The organism is Lachnospira multipara ATCC 19207 (genome assembly GCF_000424105.1).
Classification (GTDB): domain Bacteria; phylum Bacillota; class Clostridia; order Lachnospirales; family Lachnospiraceae; genus Lachnospira; species Lachnospira multipara.
Map to the genome: position 1 here is coordinate 1 of NZ_AUJG01000014.1, position 20,575 is coordinate 20,575.

Below are 20,575 nucleotides of genomic sequence, written 5' to 3' on the forward strand. Positions count from 1 at the left end.
CCGTGCGCTTATGCGGTATTATCAGCCGTTTCCAGCTGCTATCCCCCTGTATAAGGCAGGTTACCCACGCGTTACTCACCCGTCCGCCACTCAGTCAACAAATCGTCATCCCGAAGGAATCGTGATATGTTGCTTCGTTCGACTTGCATGTGTTAAGCACGCCGCCAGCGTTCATCCTGAGCCAGGATCAAACTCTCATAAAAAAGTTTTACCTTAGCTTAGTTCTGAACGAACTAGCTTAATAGTTTTGTTTCCGTTTAACATTACTGTTATAAGGATAATCATTTCAAAACAATTTCTTGCTTTACGATTGATTACTCGCTTGAATATTTCAAAGAATTTTCAAGGTTGTCATTCTGTTCAGTTGTCAAGGATCTATATCTTCAAAGCCTTGTGTTTACTGGCTTTGTTGATGTTTTGTTGTCGTTGCTGTATCGCAGCGACTTGTATATATTATCATCTAGGCCACTTAATGTCAACAACTTTTTTCCTTTTTTTCGCCTACTTTTTTACTGTACTTTTTATACTTATCAATACTTTAGTTTGCATTTCTCATTCAAGCCGCAAAAATACTGTATTTTCTGCAATTCAACACCATGATTTCTCCGAAAGAGAAATTTCCTATAAAAGTAAAAAAGACCTCGCAAGAGGTCTTTAAAGCTATATTTATTACTATTCATTTCTATACTTCACAAATCACTTATACGCATTTTTATGAATCTCTTCCTTATATACTTTTGCAGAATATGCATTACAAACAAGAATTTCTATTAAAATCATAGCTAAAAATACAAAGTAGGCGTATAAATTTGCCATTACAATAGACATAACAATTAATACTGCTGCCACTATAAAGCTTAAAATGGAAGCTAATTTATTAGTTTTATTCCATGTATCCTTATCTTTTAATGTATAGGTATTTCTATATCCCCACACTGTGTTTTGTTTTAATCTTGCACATGCTATAGAAATTCCTATAAATAATATTGCAGTTACAAATAAAGATACACTTATAAGGTTTAGACTAGCATTGTAAGCACTATTCATCTTTAGTCTTATTAGACCATATTCATAATAAGCACTAAGAATTGTTACATAGGCTATTATTAAATAAGTTATTCCTATCATCATAAGTCTATCTTTTTCCTTAGACTTTGGATCTGACTTAATTATATAGTCTGCTAATTCAAAAATAACCAAGGAAAATAATAAGCCTATTGAAGCCCCTATAAAACTAACCATATCATCCCCTAGACTAATTCCTAGTATTTTTGGTATGGCAAATGTTACAAAAGCATTTGCTATTACAATTAATAATACTAATATTAACCTTATACTTTTTAATCTTTTATATGTGCTTATCATAAATACATACTGCCCCCATTATATTTTCATCATCTAATTCTACAATCTTTTTAAACCCTATTTTTTCAAGAAAGACTGCATTTTCATCAATAAACTTATCTTTATTATTCAATATTCTAACCTTTGATATTTTCACTTTTTCAGAAAACATATTTAAAATTTTCCGTTCCATTAATTGATAAGATTTTATAGCATTTTCTATTCCTAGTTTTTCATCAAAAATCATATCTTTAATTTTTACAACTTTTGTTATCCCTATAGGTTTACATTCAAATGCTGCAAAAGCAACAATTTCATTGTTTTTTTGTACAAATAATTGATATTCTTCTCCTTGCATTTCTCTCATTCTTAGCATAACCGAATCATAATACATATTATTATCTATACAAAAATTAATCGAACTTATTTTTAAGCGTGATTGTATAAAAGACGAAACCAACTTGTAAAATTTATCACCATTAAATATTGCAACATCATCTTTTAATTCATATTCACTTTGCTCCATTGATATTATACCATATAATTCAAAACATTTCATCATACTGTAAACATCTCTTTTTACAATGTTTTTATCAACTTTTGGATACAATTCACATATACTATTTGTTATTGACTCAACTGATGAATGCTCATTTAATCTATCATAGATTTGTTTTCCTGTTTTATTTAAACCAAATTTATAAACACCTTTATCTACCACAAATCTATAACAGTTACTTGTTTCTTCTTTTATAATCACATTATTATTTTTAACTTTATACAGCATTCTTTTTTTCTCCTATATAAAACTTATAGTAATCATCACCCTGAAACCTATTAATTTCATTGACATCACTCATATTCTCAATCAATGTATTAAAATCTTTGTTATACCAAATATCACTATAACCGTTTTCCCAATAATAATGTAAATTATTATCCCTTAAATTTCCAACTATATAAGGTAAATAGGGTGAAATTGCTACATCTCCATTTGCTCTAATTACAAATTGAGGAGCTTTAAGACCGATATTCTTGTTATTAGGCAGCCTATAAAACTGATCCAATGGATCTCCCCATTCTATATCTAGTCCTCTGCTCAAGCACTTATTTTTGAAAGTATTGATATTATTTCTAAAATAAGCGTACTGATTACTATCTAACAAAATATTATTTATATTGCAGGCTCTTCCCATAGGTATCATTGGCATAAATCTTACTTTTTCAACCTTTAGTGTGCATAATAATTCTAAATACTCTTCTAAATATAAATAATTCATTTCATTAACAGAAAAAGAAACTAATGTATCAAAGCCAACATCCTTAGAAATCTTAATTGCATTTACTGCTTTTTCAAAAGCACCATTACATCTTCGGAAATTATCATGTTGAAACGAATTTGCACCATCTAAACTTATTTGTAGCATATTTAATCCTGCTGCCTTTAGCTCATTTGCAAATTCATATGTTATCTTTGATCCGTTTGATACCATATTTACAGAACCCACAGAAGGCGATAGTGTTTTTATTATATCTAATAAATTGTTTCTTAACGTAGGTTCACCACCACATAGACAAACAGAATCTGGTTTAAATAGCGATATTTCTTTAGCAATGTTTTCAACTTCATCATCTGTTAATTCATCACTCATTGTTTGACCACTGTTATTGTAGCAATGTACACATCTATAATTACAAGCAGATGTTACATCAAACATAAAAAATTCCGGACCTTTAATATTAATATACTTCATCTTATTTTTTCCCACTCGCTGCAGCAACTAAATTCAATGCAATCTCAGCATTAAATACTAAAGTTGTATTAACCACCGTATACTCAGCTGCTGCCAACACTATAACACCTGCCAAACCAGCTGCCAAAACAACCGCAAAAGCACCTTGCACTGTATTAAGATTATTACTTGATAAATCACAATAATCAGGGCTTTCATAATCATTATTCATAAAATATTACCTCCATTTCATTTATATTGACATGTTAATATTTTTATTTTTTTAAATCAATAACATTTATGATGATTCTTTAATCATTTTATATTATTGACACTCTTTTAATGCATTGTTAAAATTAAAACAATATGACATCTTTGGAGGAGACAGCATGAATCAACAAATAGGCAAAAGAATCAAGCAACTTCGTACAGAAAAAGAACTTTCTCGAGAAGACCTAGCTTTTAAAATAGGAATTTCAACAGCTCAATTATATAGAATCGAAACCAAAGGAGCTAATTTTTCTATTGATACCTTAATGGAACTGTGTAATTATTTTAACGTTGATAGTAATTATATATTAAACGGTATCATAACTGACTACTTTATAAAAAATAAAATCAAAGATATAATTGATGATTGGATATAATATATATACATCTATATCGTAAACTAATTATTTCAAAAATATTCCCTAATTTATCAGATTGTAACGACTTTAATATAATTATACGTTTTTCACTTCTTATATAATATTGCATTTAAAGCATTATAATATTATCAAAAACATATATAAAAAGACCCTCGTTCTCAAAATTGAAGAACGGGGGTCTTTTATATTCTAAAATTTAATTGCGCATTTATTTTTATCAACGTTATCTGTGATTATCTGTGGAATTGCTTTCTTCTCTTCTTGTGTCATATCTTTAGTATTAAGCATTACAATCATCTTAGAGCCATTAAATAGCATGTAGTAACCATACTTATAATAAGCTGTTGTGCAATCATTCCATTCATAATTATACTTTAAATCATGTTCTGGAATATCTGCTAAAATTCCAGACTTAGTTACTGTCATGATGCACTTAGCTTCTTCTGCAGGGTCTCTATGCTTTAAATGATAATTCACACTACTTTTAAATTGATATAAAAATATAAATAGTGGATATGCTACACAAACCGCATAAATAACAAGTAAAAAGTAAGTATAATATCCTGCTGCAAGTAAGCAAATACTTACTATAGCAGGTAAAACAGTCAATATTGTTTCAATCGGATTTCTAATAAATCGATTCCAGAAAACAATTTTTTTATAATCATCGCCTTTTGCTTTAAGGCTTGTTTCATATTTAATCATATCCATTTTTACACCAGCCCTTATTCCTAGTTAAATCCAATTAACTTATTCATTACTTTATAGCCAGTTTTAGAAATTCCACGGCCTAGCGGTCCACCTGGGATATTAACTGACCATCCAAGGGCACAAAATCTCAATTCTTTATAAAGATTCTTATCCTTATTCTTTACAAATTGCCATAATTCCTTTTTCTTAGCTAAATCTTCTTTAGTTCCCGAAATTATAAGGAAAATTGAAGAAATTTCCATCATAATACGAAGGTAGTTTCTCATATAATAACGACATTTTTCATTATTATGTTCTATAGATAAATACGATTCAATCATTCTCTTTGTTACGCGAAGCTGTTGATCAATTCTGCTTATCATAACTTTTTCGTTAACTGACTGATCATCTCTTCCTATAAAATATCTATAGAAATTAGTATCGATATAATACATCTTATTTACACATGGTAATGGTTCAAATACAAAAATATTATCCACATAGAATGTATGCTTTGGTAATTCTAAGCTACATTTTCTAAGTACTTCTGTCTTATAAATTACTGAATGCATTAATATATACTGATCTACTTTAAATTTAGCTAACATCTCATCCCATGTAAACATCTTCTCTATTGGGAATACATTACGGTAGTGTATTACTCTCTTTTTTGTAACTCCTACCTTCTCATATACATAATTAGCTATAACCATATCTGGTTCGTTATCTTCTTCAAAGCTCTTTAATGTCTTAATTACCTTTTTTAAGCTTTTTTCATCTACCCAGTCATCGCTATCTACAACTTTATAAAAACGTCCTGTGGCATTTCTTAATCCTGTATTTACAGCTTCTCCATGTCCACCGTTTTCCTGATGTATAGCTCTTACTATATTTGGATATTCTTTTTCATATTTTTTAGCTATTTCAAGCGTATTATCCTTAGTTGATCCATCATCTACGATAATGATTTCTACGTCTGTGCCTCCCACTAACAAAGAGTTGATACATTTTTCCATGTATGCTGCTGAGTTGTAACAAGGTATTGCAAATGTTATAAGTTTCATAATTTTACCCCATTTTTTATTAATGCCAACTAAATTAATATTTAATTGGCATTTAGTTTTTATTACATACGGTCTGGGCACTCAAATGCAAGTAAGTCAATACATGTTTCAAGTACTCTCTCAGTTAAATCTAATAATGAAATATAGCCTGCCTTAAGGCTTTCATCTTCCTCTGCTAAAATCTTTGTATCATGATAGAATCCGTTGAATGTGTTAGATACTTCATAAATGTACTGACAGATTCTATGTGGTGCATTGTCATGATATGCACTTTCAATTACATCAGCAAATTTTACAAGGGATAATGAAAGTGCCTTCTGACTATCCTTTGTTGTTGGAAGAATTGCTCCTTCTTCTACCTTTCCACCCTGTTCAATATACTTAGCAATAATTGACTTAATTCTTACGATAGTATAAAGAATGTATGGACCTGTGTTTCCTTCAAATGATGCAAATCTATCTACATCAAACACATAATCTTTAGAAGCCTGATTAGAAAGATCACCATACTTAAGAGCTGCTAATCCTACAACCTTTGATATGTTCTTAGCTTCTTCATCAGATACCTCTCTATTATCCTTAACCTTATTGTAAACAGCCTCGTTAATATCTGCAATTAAGTGTTCAAGTCTCATAACTCCGCCGGCACGTGTCTTAAATGGCTTTCCATCCTTACCATTCATTGTACCAAAGCCAACAAATGTTAAATTAGCATCTGGCTTAACAATTCCAGCCTTCTTAGCTACTCTAAAGAACTGTGTATAATGTAATTCCTGTCTTTTATCTGCAAGATATACATATGCATCTGGGCTATATAATTTCTCTCTTTCTACTAGTGTTGCAAGATCTGATGTTGCATAAAGTGCTGCACCATCTGACTTTCTTACGATACATGGAGGTAATTCCTTAGAATCTGTTTCCTCCTGGATATCTACAACAATAGCGCCCTGACTTTCATGTGCTATGCCATCTGCTATCATCTTATCTACCATTTCGTCTATATATGGCTGAGCATCTGATTCACCCTTCCATAATTCAAATGATACATTTAAGTTATCGTAGTTTTTCTTTAAATCTGCCTTTGAAATTGTCATAATATGATTCCAAAGAGCACGGCATGCCTTATCGCCCTTCTGAAGCTTTAATGTTGAAAGATGTGCTCTTTCTTTAAAGGCTCTTCCTTCATCTGTATCTTCTTTTGACTTCTTTGAAGCTGCTGGATAGATTTCCTCTAATTCAGAAATTGTAAATGGAGCCTCTGTTGGATATTCTCCTGTGTAGTTTTCATCAAAATAACATAAATCTGGCTTTCTATCACGAAGCTCTTCTATAATAAGACCCATCTGAAGTCCCCAGTCTCCTAAGTGAACGTCACCTATTGTCTTATTTCCTACATAATTATTGATTCTCTTTACTGATTCACCAATTACTGCTGAACGAAGATGTCCAACATGAAGTGGCTTAGCTGCATTAGCTCCACCGTAATCAACGATTACTGTCTTATTTCCTTCTTTATTAACATAGCCAAATTTGTCTGTCTTAGCCATTTCATTAACATAGCCTGTAATAAATTCTGGACTTACTGTCATATTAATAAATCCAGGCTTTACACTTTCTACCTTACTAAACATCTTATTGTCAGTTAAATTAGCTACCACATCATCAGCTATCATAAATGGTGCTTTTTTTAGAGCTTTTGCTGCTGCCATTGCACCGTTACACTGATATTCGCAAAGATCTGGTCTATTAGAAATATTCACCTTAGCATAGCTAGTATCTACGTCTGCTTTAGTAAATGCTTCCTGTAATTCTTCTGTAATTAATTCTATAACTGTCTTCATTTATCCTCCTAAATTAGTACTCTATCTCTTTTAAAAATAAGCCATAGCTTTCTGCTGGCAAAGACATTGTGATTTTTTCACCATCTAAGGCCTTCTTAACTTCCTCTGGTTTCTTTAATCCTGTTGATACATCTAATAAAAAACCAATCATAAGTCTTGCCTGATTATGCATAAAATCATTAGCCTTTATTCTTAAATATGCATAATGATCTTCTATTTCAAGAGAAATATTCTTTATTTCCTTAATTGTTGATTTACTTCTCTTGGCTGTTGTAAATGCCTTAAAATCATGTTTACCAAGGAAGTATTTTGATGCCTCATGTAATGCCTTAAAATCGGGCTTATCAAAGGTATGATATGCATACTTTCTTGAGAAAACATCTGCTATATTGGCAATATCTAATCTATATTCATATGTCTTAGATTTTGCATTTAACATTGCATTAAATCTTTCATCTACTTCTACTAATTCATATACTGCGATATCTCTTGGGAGATATCTGTTTAAATAATTACGTATTTCAAGTGGAGCAATTCTTTTTTCTAATTTAAAATTAGCCACTTGAGCACAGGCATGCACGCCTTTTTCCGTACGACATCCGCATACAAGTTCTATTTCTTGACTTGTAAGCTTTTTTAATACTTCAACAATCTTAAACTCTATTGTATTGGTTCCTTCATCTTTACCACGAAGCCACCCATCATACCTAGAGCCATCATATTGAAGTGTCATCTTATAATTGTACATAACTCCTCCAAATCAGCCTAAACTCGCCATAATCAGCTGTTTCTTAATATATAATTTTATAAAGTTTATTAGGATATAAACTAAAATAAAATAGGTGTAACCTGCCCTTAGGCAAGTTACACCACATTATACATCTTTTACTAATTTATTAGCAACCTTTATTTATTAGATAGCCGTAAAGTCAGCTCTTTCTTTAGTTTATTGGAAACCGCTATTCTTCTAGCACCTTATTAATAGTATTTAGAATAACCTCTGAGTCGAAAGGCTTTTGAATAAAATCTGCTGCTCCTCTTTTTAAAGCTTCCACCATGTTACTCTTTTGACCAGCTGCAGTTACCATAATAACCTTAGCTCCCGGCTCTATTTCAACTATTTCTTTTACTGCATCAATACCATCCATTACAGGCATTGTTATGTCCATAGTCACTATATCCGGCTGGTAGACTTTATATTTTTCAACGCCTTCAAGTCCATTAACAGCCTCTGAGACAATTTCGTGACCAGCTTCTTCAAGCATGGTTCTTAAGAATTTTCTAGATGTTTTTGAATCATCAACAATTAATATCTTAGCCATATCTGCTTCCTCCTATTCTACGCATTTAATTTGATCTTGTCATTAGCTGCCATTAGCAATTTAAAGCTCTTGCCATTCATTTCAAAAACAGCTACATAAAGACCGGTCTCTGATGTTACGCATGTATCTTTGTAGAACACTGGCGGATGCAGTGTAACTTCTATCTCTGAGCCACTTAACTTGGTTGCATATGCACCATTCATAACATTTATTAATTCACAAAGGGCATCATAAGCATCCATATCAAGTTCTCTAAAATCCTCTCCTGCAAATACTGACGCAAGTTCTACAAGTTCATCGTCTTCTCCTGCAATCCCTAAAAATACGTCAATATCGCCATCCATTATCTGACAGCCCATAAACTGTCCTTGATACTGCTTAATGTACTCTATACTTTCCATTACAATCTGGGTGTCCATAAATGTAGCTAAACTCTTAATTGCACATTGTAACTGGGTAATATAATAGTCATTATTCATATCAAAAAACGTTGTGACCATTTCATCTATATTGCCTTGTTTAATCACTTGAAGCTCATTGTCTGTGAATACCGAACCAGAGTGATTCTTTGCAATATACTTACCAAGTATCTTGTCGTTCATACACAATCTCCTCGAGTTAAAAAATATTATTGTCCACGTTATTTATACTAATAATATTATACCATGACATTAACATTTTACAAGTCTTTTAAAGAATAAAAGAATTTAAAAAAGACGCAATTCCTATGGCGGAACTGCGTCTCATTTTTATAAAAATATATCTAATTATGTCTGATTTATTCAAATATCACTAACTAAATATTACTTATCCTCAACTGCGTAGTTAGGAGCTTCCTTAGTAATATGAATGTCATGTGGATGTGACTCACGAAGAGCAGCACCTGACATCTTAATGAACTGAGCATTCTCCTGAAGATGTGGGATATTAGGAGCACCATTGTAACCCATACCTGCACGAAGACCACCCATAAGCTGGAAGATTGTATCTTCAAGGAGACCCTTGTAAGCTACTCTACCTTCAACACCTTCTGGAACTAACTTCTTAGCGTTAGTCTGGAAGTATCTGTCCTTGCTACCATTTTCCATAGCTGCAATAGAACCCATACCTCTATATACCTTATACTTTCTACCCTGGAATAATTCAAATGTACCAGGAGCTTCATCACAACCTGCAAGTAAGCTACCAAGCATACAAACTGATCCACCGGCACCGATAGCCTTAACTAAATCACCTGAGTACTTAATACCACCATCAGCGATTACTGGGATACCATACTGCTTAGCTACTTCATAAGAATCCATAACAGCTGTAATCTGTGGAACACCAATACCTGCAACAACTCTTGTTGTACAGATAGAACCAGGTCCAATACCAACCTTAACAGCATCTACACCAGCTTCGCATAATGCCTTAGCAGCAGCGCCTGTAGCGATGTTACCAGCAATAACCTGAAGATCAGGGAATGCTGACTTGATGTCCTTAAGTGTTGTAATGATGTTCTTAGAATGACCATGAGCTGAATCAATAACGATTGCATCAACATTAGCCTTAACTAAGGCTTCTACTCTATCCATAACGTTAGATGTGATACCAACTGCAGCACCTGCAAGGAGTCTACCCTGTGAATCATGTGCTGAGTTAGGGTACTTAATTGACTTCTCAATATCCTTGATTGTAATAAGTCCCTTTAACTTAAAGTCGTCATCAACGATTGGTAACTTTTCCTTTCTTGACTGAGCTAAAATCTTCTTAGCTTCTTCAAGAGAAATACCAACTGGAGCTGTAACTAAGTTTTCACTTGTCATACATTCCTTAATTGGTCTATCAAAATTCTCTTCGAATTTAAGGTCTCTATTAGTAATAATACCAACTAACTTACCATTATCATCAACAATTGGTACACCTGAAATTCTAAACTTTGCCATAAGGTCATTAGCCTCATGTAATGTATTATCTGGATGTAAAAAGAATGGATCTGTGATAACACCATTCTCTGAACGCTTAACCTTATCAACCTCTTCAGCCTGCTGCTCAACTGACATGTTCTTGTGGATGATACCAATACCACCCTGTCTTGCCATAGCAATTGCCATTCTGTGTTCTGTTACAGTATCCATACCTGCACTCATAAGCGGAATATTAAGCTTAATATTCTTAGTAAGGTATGTAGATGTGTCTACCATATTTGGTGTTACTTCTGAATACTGAGGTACTAATAATACGTCATCAAATGTAATGCCTTCACCAATAATCTTACCCATTCTAATCTTTTCCTCGCTTTCTTACTTCTTATACTTCTTTACTTTGTCTAGCGTTGTTAATAACACGACGCCAGTATCGCGTCAACGCTTATATCAAATCAATACCAATAATGATATTCTATTGCTTTAGAGTGTTAAATTGCCTCTAAAATAACATAAAACAGCACCGATACAAGATCAGTACTGTTTATGTATTATTAGAAATATATCACTATGAATTGTAAAAGTCAAACTATTTCTCTGAAATTTTATAGGCTGATTCAGCAACTGTTTCTTTGATTGTTTCAAGGATCTTCTCATCTGGTTCTATATACAATCTAACCTCTTCATTAGTAGCATCATCATATACATAACATACTACTACTTCTCTATCTGATAGACGTCCTAGATAGTCATATGTATGTACATTGGAGTGCTGTAATCTCATAGCTTCTTCTGAATCTGCATAGGCTACAAGCTTTGCTCTTGAAAATGCATAGCTTCCCATATGTCTTCTTGTTGTCTTACCCATAATTCTATCCACTGATAAAACATCTTCATAAAATGAGTACTCGATCTCTGCGTTGTAATACTCAAATACAAGTACTGTCACAATCAAGAATGCTATAAGAATTATGATTCCCATAACACCTGTTGTAGGTACTGTTGTTGTTGCTAATACACATGCAATAATTAAAACTATTCTATATAACCAGGATATAGCGGGCGCTTTAACTTTAATTAACTGTTCTGCGTTCATAAATTACTCCTTAAGTTTAGTGTCCCCTCAGACCTATTTTTGCTAGGGCAATTGTAACATATTGGGGACGGAAAATCTAGGGCGGGGGTGGAGAGTTTTGGGTCACCGGCCATTGCATCGCTAGCACAAGTCTGAGGGGAGTGGGCTGTGGTTGGGACGCCAAATACACTTCGCTGTTTGGCTTAGTTGTATCGATGGGACGGGCTATTTCTTCGAAATTTGCCCTGTTCTTGCAATAAAAAAGTCCATGAAAGAGTTAACTTCCATGGACTTTAAGTGATTTTTTTGGGAGCTCCTAAAGGAGCTTTTATGGTTCGCTTTCACGAAGTTTTTATGTGCTAGCCTCTGCTAGCACTGTGGATTTACCTTTAATTATGATGTATCGAATCTAAGATTCGATACTAGACTTAAATCATAGATTTAAGTCAGATTATCCTTGTAAGATTACTTCGTAATCTTACGGGCGCTTGATTTGCTTTATTTCTAAATATGTATCGAATCATGGATTCGATACTAGACTTAAATCAAAGATTTAAGTCAGATTACATCATACCACCCATGCCTGGGGCAGCTGCTGGCATTGCTGGTGCTGCTTCTTTAATAGTAGCTACTGCTGACTCTGTTGTAAGAAGTGTTGATGCTACTGAGCATGCGTTCTGTAATGCTGAACGTTCTACCTTTGTTGGATCGAGGATTCCTGCTTCAATCATATCTACATATTCTTCGTTGTATGCATCAAATCCTGTTCCTACTTCTGATTCTCTTACCTTATTAATGATTACAGCGCCTTCAAGTCCTGCGTTGTATGCGATGTGGAATAATGGTGCTTCAAGAGCCTTTAAGATGATCTGAGCACCGATCTTCTCATCACCTGAAAGAGTATCTACTAACTTAGCTACTTCCTTAGATGCATGGATGTATGCTGAACCACCACCTGATACTACACCTTCTTCTACTGCTGCTCTTGTTGCGTTAAGAGCATCTTCCATACGGAGCTTAGCTTCCTTCATTTCAGTTTCTGTTGCAGCACCTACTCTGATTACTGCTACGCCACCTGCAAGCTTAGCAAGTCTTTCCTGTAACTTTTCTTTATCAAATTCAGATGTTGTCTCTTCTAACTGAGCTCTAATCTGAGCAACTCTTGCTTCGATATCTGCCTTGTTGCCTTCGCCATCAACGATTACTGTGTTCTCCTTAGCAACCTTAACTGACTTAGCACGACCAAGCATATCCATTGTTGTATCCTTAAGTTCAAGACCTAATTCTTCAGAGATTACCTGACCACCTGTAAGAATTGCGATATCCTTAAGCATTTCCTTACGTCTATCACCGTAACCTGGAGCCTTAACTGCTACTACGTTGAATGTTCCTCTTAACTTATTAACGATAAGTGTTGTAAGAGCTTCACCTTCAATATCTTCAGCAATAATAAGGAGTCTAGATCCATTTTGAACAATCTGCTCTAAGATTGGTAAGATATCCTGGATGTTAGAAATCTTCTTATCTGTAATAAGGATGTATGGATCATCTAAGTTAGCTTCCATCTTATCCATATCTGTGCACATATATGCTGAAATGTATCCTCTATCGAACTGCATACCTTCTACAAGGTCAAGTTCTGTCTGCATTGTCTTTGATTCTTCAATAGTAATAACGCCATCGTTTGAAACCTTCTCCATAGCGTCTGCTACCATCTGACCTACGCCTTCATCAGCTGCTGAAATTGAAGCAACCTTTGCGATCTGATCCTTACCTGTAACTTTCTGGCTCATCTTAGCAATAGCTTCTACTGCTACATCTGTAGCCTTTCTCATACCCTTTCTTAAAACGATTGGGTTAGCACCTGCTGCGAGGTTCTTCATACCTTCGTTAATCATTGCCTGAGCTAAAACTGTAGCTGTTGTTGTACCATCACCAGCAACATCATTAGTCTTAGAAGCAACTTCCTTAACTAACTGAGCGCCCATGTTCTCGAAAGAATCTTCAAGTTCGATTTCCTTTGCGATTGTAACACCATCGTTTGTGATAAGTGGTGCACCGTAAGATTTATCTAAAACTACGTTACGTCCCTTAGGACCAATTGTTACTCTAACTGTGTTAGCAAGCTTGTTAACGCCTTCTTCTAATGCTTTTCTTGCTTCAATGCCATACTTAATTTCCTTAGCCATGTCTTTAATCTCCTTTCAAAACCATGTCTTTTTTATTCAAAATCATTATAATTAATTTCTAAAAAATCTTTATATTATTCAATAACTGCTAAGATGTCTGACTGCTTTACGATTGTGTATTCTTCGTCGTCTAACTTAACTTCTGTTCCAGAATACTTAGCGTAAATAACCTTGTCGCCAACCTTAACCTGCATTGTAACTTCCTTGCCATCAACTAATCCGCCAGGACCAACAGCAACAACCTCTGCCTGCTGTGGCTTCTCTTTAGCCTGACCTGGTAATACGATTCCTGACTTTGTAGTCTCTTCTGCCATAATTGCCTTAAGAACAACTCTGTCTCCTAATGGTACTAACTTCATAATTAAATCCTCCTTTTAATATCAAAATCCTAAACGCCTCTAACGTTAACATTTTTCTTTACTGTTAGCACTCCTTAACTTCGAGTGCTAATATCAACATAGTTAAAGTTACCACTAGTCTAGGGCTTTGTCAATAAATAGATGCAAGTTTTATAATTTGTTTATTTTTAAGCTTCTAGCATAATAAAAGAGGTATTGTTGGGCGTATCCCCCGAGGTCTTTGTATTTTTCTTTTGCAAATTTTTCGATAACCGGAATCTTAGTGTCATTCCCGTCAAAATACTTTGCTTCCATGATTCTTTTTATCCAAACATCAATAGGAAAAGCTTCTCTTTTGTTTAAAGCAAAAAGACTTACGCAGCTAGCAACCTTTAGGCCTACACCCTTGATTTTAGTTAATTCTGCTATAGTCTCTTCTGGGCTTAGCTTATCAAAGAAGGCTCTAAAGCTGGCTTCATCTGTGCCAGAGAATTCTAGGGCTAGCACTCTATCAATCGCATCCTTTATATAAGGGGCTCTAAAGCCGGTTTTTAGTTCTTTTAAATCCTCTACTGTTACATTTTCAAGCTGCTTAGGACTTGGGAAGGCGTAGAGTTTGCGACTAGAATCTTCATATAATAAGTCACCATATTTTTCAGAGATGTCGGCCACAATCTTTTTAATATGAGGAATCTGCTTGTTTTGCGAAATGATAAAGCTAATGAGGGTCTCAAAGAAACTCTGATTAAGCAAATGCACACCCCACTTTACCTCAATAGCCTCTGCAAGCTTTGGATCAGCCTTTAAAAGTTCTTTTTTTATAGCTTCGTAGTCGCGGTCTAGGTCGAAATACATTTTCCAAATATTGTCAAAATCGGACTTGTCGGTGTTGTAAAATATTAGTTCGTCGTCTTTTTGCGCAATGTGAAGCGCTCTATTATAGGCAGTAAGCACGTAGTCCTGCTCTGCAATCTTTTCAAAATGAAAGCACTGGCCACACTCTAGTGTCTGTTCTAAATCAAAATCTATAGGTCGTTTTATTACAAAATCGCTCATGTTACATTTTCCTTTCAGAATTAATATCTATGTCCCATTATATTATTTTGGAAACTCTTGGCAAGTTTTTTAAATTTATCCTTTTATTTTGTATAATTTCATATTAAAATAAAGAAGTAGTTTTTCTACATATGTTTATGAATTTTTGGCCTACGGGCTTTTTATATATTTTTTGGTTTTAACCGCAAATGGAGTTTATATGAAATTAAATAAAAGAATCTTAGCCATAATTAGTGGCGCTAGTCTAGCTTTTTGCTTAACAGCTTGTAAGCTACCTTTCCTTAGCAACACTAACGAAACTGAGACTTCTAGCATTAGCTATATAGCTTTTGAGAATAGTGCAAGCACAACTGGGGAAATTATTGCTTACATTCAATCTGCACTAGATAATAATGAGGAGTCTTGTGAAATATTTGTTAGTGACGAAAGTCTTATAAATGCTGAGGATTGGCTATCAAGTCTTTCAGGCTTAGAGCAATTATCTTGCGAATATCGCAGAGTGAAAAACGGTTATAATTTAGTTGTTACATTTACAAGATGGGACAACTACGCTATCGTTAATGCCTATAAAAACTCGGATACTTCTGAGTTAAACGAGAGGCAGCTTGCTCTTTACAATAAATACCTAGAAATTTTGGGAGAAGTCACATCTAGTTCTAATTCAGATTATGAAAATGAATTGGCTATCCACGACTATCTCGTTGAAAATATTACTTACGTGGACCACGGCGACAACTCTTTTAATGCCTATCAGGCTTTAATTAATGGTGAGGCTGTTTGTAGTGGTTATACAGAATGTTTTAAAACATTACTTGATATGCTTGGAATTAATAACTACACAATTTCTGGTGTAGCTGGAGACCAAGCCCATATTTGGAATGTTGTAGAACTTGATGGTGAATGGTATCAGGTGGATGTTACTTGGGATGATCCGGTAAATAGTAATTCTGATTACATTCAGCATTACTATTTTAATATTACTGCTGAGGATATGGCCATTGATCATACTTGGGATACTGATACTTATCCAAAGAACACTGTCACTGGCACTAAGTATTCTTATGCCAATGCAGAGAATTTAAAGAAAATCACAGCACAAACTGATTTAAATAACTATATTGTTTCTAATATTAGAAAGCGTGCCACATCCATCGAATTTACAACAACTGATACTTTCGATTTAGCAGCTGCTGTAAAGCGTGCCGGTGTGCAGCTTAGTTATTCGTATAAGGATGTAAAGCGTAGCGATTACGTATTCTATGTTGTTAACTTTAATTATGAGTAACATTTTAATTCATAAATATATTTAGACTACAACTATAAAACAAAATAAAACCATAAAAATGGGATGTCTCTTTTTTACAAGAGGCATCCCTAATTTTTGTATAAAATTTATCGATACATTATATTGAGTTTTCGACCTTTATACTGTGATACATTTTCAAAAATATTAGTATGTCATTACTTCGTAACCGTCTTCTGTTACATGAACCATGATTTCCCACTGTGCTGAATAAGAATCATCGTCTGTATAAATTGTCCAACCATTTGAATCATCAATAAAAATGTCTGGACGACCTTCGTTAATCATTGGCTCGATTGTAAATACCATACCTGGAGCCATAACCATTCCTGTACCCTTCTTAATTACATAACTTACAAATGGTGTTTCATGGAATTCAAGACCAATTCCGTGTCCGCCAACTTCACGAACTACTGAGTAGCCATTTGCCTTAGCATGATCTTGAATAGCCTGAGCTACATCACCTAAATGGCCCCATGGCTTAACCTGCTTTAATCCAAGTTCAACACATTCCTTAGCTACATCTACTAACTTCTTGAGTTCTGGTGCAACATCACCAATACAGAACATTCTTGACGAATCTGAAAAATATCCATTAAGAATTGTAGAACAATCAACATTTATAATATCGCCATCTTGAATTACAATCTTATCTGATGGAATACCATGGCAAACCTGATTATTAAGAGATGTACAAACACTCTTTGGGAAACCTTCATAATTAAGAGGAGCTGGGATACCGCCCATCTTAGTTGTTGTTTCATAAACCATCTTATCAATATCCTCAGTTGTCATGCCGGCTTTGATATTCTCTGCCACATAATCAAGACAAGCAATATTAATCTTAGAGCTTTCTCTCATACCCTGAAGTGTTTCTTCATTCTTAATTATGCTTCTTGGTGGAACCTTGTGGAACTTTCTTTTGAAAGTATCAATCTTTCTGTCCCAGTCTCTATGACACTCGCAATAAGGCTTGCCGCTCTTGCACCAACAAGGATCATTTGCTTGAATCTTCTTCATATCTATTACTTCCTTTCTATATCAATCCGTTAGAAACGGACTTATTAACCTTTAAAACATTGTTCACATTGTAAAGCATACATTTTTATTATACTCGTGTATTAGGTTAAAAAAAAGTAAATTAATAATAAATTTTATCAAGAGACATGTATCGCATCCATCTTCATTTACCTTATCTATGACAAGTGCAAAAATTAAATCCATTGTAGCATAATTTCATTTATGATAAAATTGTTTCAAAAAGGATAATATGCTATATAACAAAATAGATAGGGGGATATTATGAAAAAGATATTTGGTGGGATTAATTTAACTTGGCCGAAGTTGATTATAATGGCTATTATTTTAGGTGTTTATACTGCTATTATGGCTATGTTACCAATAGCAAAAGATACTTCATTTAGTGATTTAACTGTTAGCTTTGAAGTATGGATCTTTTTAGGAATATTTATTATTATGAATAGTAAATCTCCTAAAGATTCTGCGTTAAAGTGTTTTATCTTCTTTTTAATTAGTCAACCATTAGTATATTTAGTTCAAGATATAATTAAGCATAGTAACTTATTTAATACGTATTATAGATTTTGGGTCTTATGGACAATAGCTTGTATTCCTATGGGATTTATTGGATATTACATGAAAAAAGATAAATGGTGGGGATTATTAATTCTTATTCCTATGTTATTATTAACTGCAGAAATGTGTGCTGGTTATTTGTCTAATACAATGTTTTCATTTCCAAGACATCTTTTAACTACTATTTTTTGTATGGGTGCATTAATAATCTATCCATTAGCTATATTTAATAATAAAAAAATAAAAATTACTGGAGTAGTAATAAGTGGATTATTGATTATTGCGATATTTGCTATATGTATAATCAATCCACCTAAATATAGTACGATTATACTTTATAATGGAGATGAATACCAATTTGATGACTCATATAATGTATATTTAGTAGATAAAAAATATGGAAATCTAAGTATTGAATATGATGCAGGATTAGAAGATTGGGCACTTCATGCTGATTTTAAAAAAGCCGGGAAAACTGAATTTGTAATAGAATCGCCAGATGGAAAGAAAACAACATTTGATATTTCCATTAAAAGAAGTACCTATACCATAAAAGAAAAAAATAATTAATCGCACTATTTGCGGCTCATAAAAAATGCTGAATTCTTAAGGGTATTCGCCCCTAAAAATTCAGCATTTTATTATCGCCTTAAAAAGTCAAGACTCGCTAAGATTGCATCTCGTCAATTATAGCCGGCAAGAACTGTTTCTTTCTTGAAACAACTCCCTTTAATAATACAGGGTAGTCATCATTCTCGACGTTAAATGCACCCCTTAATATCTGTAGTGCATTCTTACCCTGACAGATAACATAAGAAGCCTCAGACATAATATCTGTTACAAGGAGGAAGGTCATATCTAGGCCTGTTGACTTAATAGAGTTAGGAATATAGTTTAATTCTCTTTCTACTAAAATCTTAACCTCATCCATTCCCATAACGTTAACCTGACCAACACCAATGTTAGTATCATTAACTGAGAATCTCTTGAAATCCTGATAAAAGATTTCTTCTTCAGTCTTTTCAGAGAGGTTGCTACCTGCTCTAAACATTTCTCTACCATAGCTTTCTGGGTCGATGCCAGCAATAACTGCTAAGTCTCTTGCCGCTGCCTCATCCTCCCAAGTACATGTTGGTGATTTGAAGATCAATGTATCTGAAAGAATTGCAGAACACATGACTAAAGCCATCGTCTTTGATATCTCAATATTGTTTTCCCTATACATCTTGTAGACGATAGTACATGTACAACCTAGTGGCTGGTTTCTAAAGAATACAGGTGTGATGGTTTCAATTGAACCAAGTCTGTGATGATCGATGATTTCCTGAATCTGTGCATTGTCGATACCAAAGACTGCCTGTGTCTTCTCGTTGTGATCCACAAGAATAATATTCTTCTTGCCTGCGCCAAGTAAATTTCTACGAGAAATCATTCCCACATATTTACCCTCTTCGTCTTCGATTGGGAAATCTCTAAAACGCTTCTTAGCCATTATATCTTGAATGTCTTCAATATAATCTCTTGTCTTAAAGCCTATAAGCTTTTCTCTCTGCTTCATAAAGAAGCTAACTGGAATAGCCTGGTTCATAAGTCTAGCTACTGTATATGTGTCATATTCAGTGCTGATTACTATAACACCTCTGTCGCTTGCAATCTTAGAAATTGTATTAGATACTCTCGCACCTTCACATACAATAATACAACCAGCGCTCATTTCAATAGCACAAAGCTGAGCTTCATATCTATTACCTAAAATAACGATATCGCCTTCATTAATCATCTCTTCTAGAATATCAGGGTTAGCAACACCAATAAGAAGCTTACCCTTTACGTAATTATTCTCCACATTACCTGTAACTACTTTACCATTTAATGTTTCAACGATATTAGTAAAGCTTGTATTAGATGTAGCTAAAATCTTATTATCAAAAACCTCAAAATAAGATTTAGAAACGTCACCAATAGTTACAAGACCTTCAAGGTTCTCGCCTTCTGTAATAGGCAATGTTACAACATCTAAACCTTTCATAAGTTCCCATGCTTTACGTACAGATAAGTCTCTATTAATACCTTTTGTTCTTCTAATCTCAATATCCTTTACCTGAGGACGTACATCTTTGATGTATTCTGGGGCCTTTAAGCCCGCCTTTTTTAATACGAACTGTGTCTCTTCGTTTAGATGACCAGCTCTTTTAGGCTCATATAATTCACTTTGAGTGATCTGATTTTTTAAATTAGCATAACTGATTGCTGAACAAATTGAATCTGTATCTGGATTCTTATGTCCTACAACCCATACTTTTGATTCGCCCATATAACCTCCACGTGCGAAAATTCGCTTCTTTATTTATCTTCTTTTCCCTTTAATTAGCCTACACAAGTATAGCATATTGTTAATAGTCTAACAATCGTTTTAGTCATCTTTTTTGTATAATATTTCTCAATTATACGTTAATTTAGCAGAGAT

20 protein-coding genes and 1 rRNA gene are annotated in these 20,575 nt (G+C 33.9%); 3 read left to right on the forward strand and 18 right to left on the reverse strand.

The genetic code is table 11. From position 1 onward, the window contains the following. The 5 genes from G600_RS0110115 to G600_RS0110135 all read right to left on the reverse strand — a co-directional run. Positions 1-203 (reverse strand): 16S ribosomal RNA (locus G600_RS0110115); the annotation flags it as partial. Positions 204-696: 493 nt separating this feature from the next. Beyond that, positions 697-1,242, reverse strand: coding sequence for an SdpI family protein (locus G600_RS0110120; RefSeq protein WP_162141502.1), 546 nt, complete (start codon positions 1,240-1,242; stop codon positions 697-699). A 106-nt stretch (positions 1,243-1,348) separates the two neighbouring features. Further along, on the reverse strand, positions 1,349-2,131 hold the full coding sequence (locus G600_RS0110125) for a PqqD family peptide modification chaperone (RefSeq protein ID WP_027431835.1): 783 nt from the start codon (positions 2,129-2,131) through the stop codon (positions 1,349-1,351). After that, positions 2,121-3,098 carry a radical SAM protein gene (locus tag G600_RS0110130; protein ID WP_027431836.1) on the reverse strand — a complete coding sequence of 326 codons (978 nt, stop codon included), beginning with the start codon at positions 3,096-3,098 and terminating at the stop codon, positions 2,121-2,123. The genes G600_RS0110125 and G600_RS0110130 overlap by 11 nt, the downstream gene beginning before the upstream one ends. A gap of 1 nt (position 3,099) precedes the next feature. Beyond that, positions 3,100-3,309, reverse strand: coding sequence for a hypothetical protein (locus G600_RS0110135; RefSeq protein ID WP_027431837.1), 210 nt, complete (start codon positions 3,307-3,309; stop codon positions 3,100-3,102). 157 nt (positions 3,310-3,466) lie between these two features. Between G600_RS0110135 and G600_RS14425 the strand changes: the two genes are divergently transcribed. Further along, positions 3,467-3,724 carry a helix-turn-helix domain-containing protein gene (locus tag G600_RS14425; RefSeq protein ID WP_034246261.1) on the forward strand — a complete coding sequence of 86 codons (258 nt, stop codon included), beginning with the start codon at positions 3,467-3,469 and terminating at the stop codon, positions 3,722-3,724. 192 nt (positions 3,725-3,916) lie between these two features. On the opposite strand, the gene G600_RS0110145 is transcribed toward G600_RS14425, so the two are convergent. From G600_RS0110145 to G600_RS0110195, 11 genes are all read right to left on the reverse strand, one after another. Beyond that, complete coding sequence (locus G600_RS0110145; protein WP_034246264.1) at positions 3,917-4,438, reverse strand: hypothetical protein; 522 nt, start codon at positions 4,436-4,438, stop codon at positions 3,917-3,919. 20 nt (positions 4,439-4,458) lie between these two features. Beyond that, complete coding sequence (locus G600_RS0110150; protein WP_027431839.1) at positions 4,459-5,481, reverse strand: glycosyltransferase family 2 protein; 1,023 nt, start codon at positions 5,479-5,481, stop codon at positions 4,459-4,461. Between the two features lie 62 nt (positions 5,482-5,543). Continuing rightward, complete coding sequence (argS, locus tag G600_RS0110155; protein WP_027431840.1) at positions 5,544-7,322, reverse strand: arginine--tRNA ligase; 1,779 nt, start codon at positions 7,320-7,322, stop codon at positions 5,544-5,546. A 13-nt stretch (positions 7,323-7,335) separates the two neighbouring features. Next, the gene (truA, locus tag G600_RS0110160; protein WP_027431841.1) at positions 7,336-8,070 is read right to left on the reverse strand and encodes a tRNA pseudouridine(38-40) synthase TruA; all 735 of its coding nucleotides are present in this window, start codon (positions 8,068-8,070) and stop codon (positions 7,336-7,338) included. Positions 8,071-8,281: 211 nt separating this feature from the next. After that, positions 8,282-8,644, reverse strand: coding sequence for a response regulator (locus tag G600_RS0110165; RefSeq protein ID WP_027431842.1), 363 nt, complete (start codon positions 8,642-8,644; stop codon positions 8,282-8,284). A gap of 17 nt (positions 8,645-8,661) precedes the next feature. Then, positions 8,662-9,246 carry a chemotaxis protein CheX gene (locus tag G600_RS0110170; RefSeq protein ID WP_027431843.1) on the reverse strand — a complete coding sequence of 195 codons (585 nt, stop codon included), beginning with the start codon at positions 9,244-9,246 and terminating at the stop codon, positions 8,662-8,664. A 201-nt stretch (positions 9,247-9,447) separates the two neighbouring features. Continuing rightward, positions 9,448-10,908, reverse strand: coding sequence for an IMP dehydrogenase (gene guaB, locus G600_RS0110175; protein WP_027431844.1), 1,461 nt, complete (start codon positions 10,906-10,908; stop codon positions 9,448-9,450). A gap of 232 nt (positions 10,909-11,140) precedes the next feature. Further along, complete coding sequence (locus G600_RS0110180; protein WP_027431845.1) at positions 11,141-11,647, reverse strand: hypothetical protein; 507 nt, start codon at positions 11,645-11,647, stop codon at positions 11,141-11,143. Between the two features lie 542 nt (positions 11,648-12,189). Continuing rightward, positions 12,190-13,815, reverse strand: a complete 1,626-nt coding sequence (gene groL, locus G600_RS0110185) for a chaperonin GroEL (RefSeq protein WP_027431846.1) — start codon at positions 13,813-13,815, stop codon at positions 12,190-12,192. 74 nt (positions 13,816-13,889) lie between these two features. Further along, complete coding sequence (groES, locus tag G600_RS0110190; RefSeq protein WP_027431847.1) at positions 13,890-14,174, reverse strand: co-chaperone GroES; 285 nt, start codon at positions 14,172-14,174, stop codon at positions 13,890-13,892. A 150-nt stretch (positions 14,175-14,324) separates the two neighbouring features. Further along, positions 14,325-15,209, reverse strand: a complete 885-nt coding sequence (locus G600_RS0110195; RefSeq protein ID WP_027431848.1) for a DNA-3-methyladenine glycosylase family protein — start codon at positions 15,207-15,209, stop codon at positions 14,325-14,327. A 199-nt stretch (positions 15,210-15,408) separates the two neighbouring features. On the opposite strand from G600_RS0110195, the gene G600_RS15190 reads away from it, so the two are divergent. Further along, positions 15,409-16,494, forward strand: a complete 1,086-nt coding sequence (locus tag G600_RS15190) for a transglutaminase domain-containing protein (protein ID WP_027431849.1) — start codon at positions 15,409-15,411, stop codon at positions 16,492-16,494. A gap of 165 nt (positions 16,495-16,659) precedes the next feature. Here the strand turns inward: G600_RS15190 and map are convergent, their stop codons facing one another. Next, positions 16,660-17,532, reverse strand: a complete 873-nt coding sequence (gene map, locus G600_RS0110205) for a type I methionyl aminopeptidase (protein WP_027431850.1) — start codon at positions 17,530-17,532, stop codon at positions 16,660-16,662. Between the two features lie 282 nt (positions 17,533-17,814). On the opposite strand from map, the gene G600_RS0110210 reads away from it, so the two are divergent. Then, positions 17,815-18,678 (forward strand): hypothetical protein, encoded by an 864-nt coding sequence (locus G600_RS0110210; RefSeq protein ID WP_027431851.1) that lies wholly within the window; start codon positions 17,815-17,817, stop codon positions 18,676-18,678. 97 nt (positions 18,679-18,775) lie between these two features. Here G600_RS0110210 and G600_RS0110215 read toward each other — a convergent pair whose 3' ends face one another. Continuing rightward, positions 18,776-20,422 (reverse strand): putative manganese-dependent inorganic diphosphatase, encoded by a 1,647-nt coding sequence (locus G600_RS0110215; protein ID WP_027431852.1) that lies wholly within the window; start codon positions 20,420-20,422, stop codon positions 18,776-18,778. Positions 20,423-20,575 lie beyond the last annotated feature (153 nt).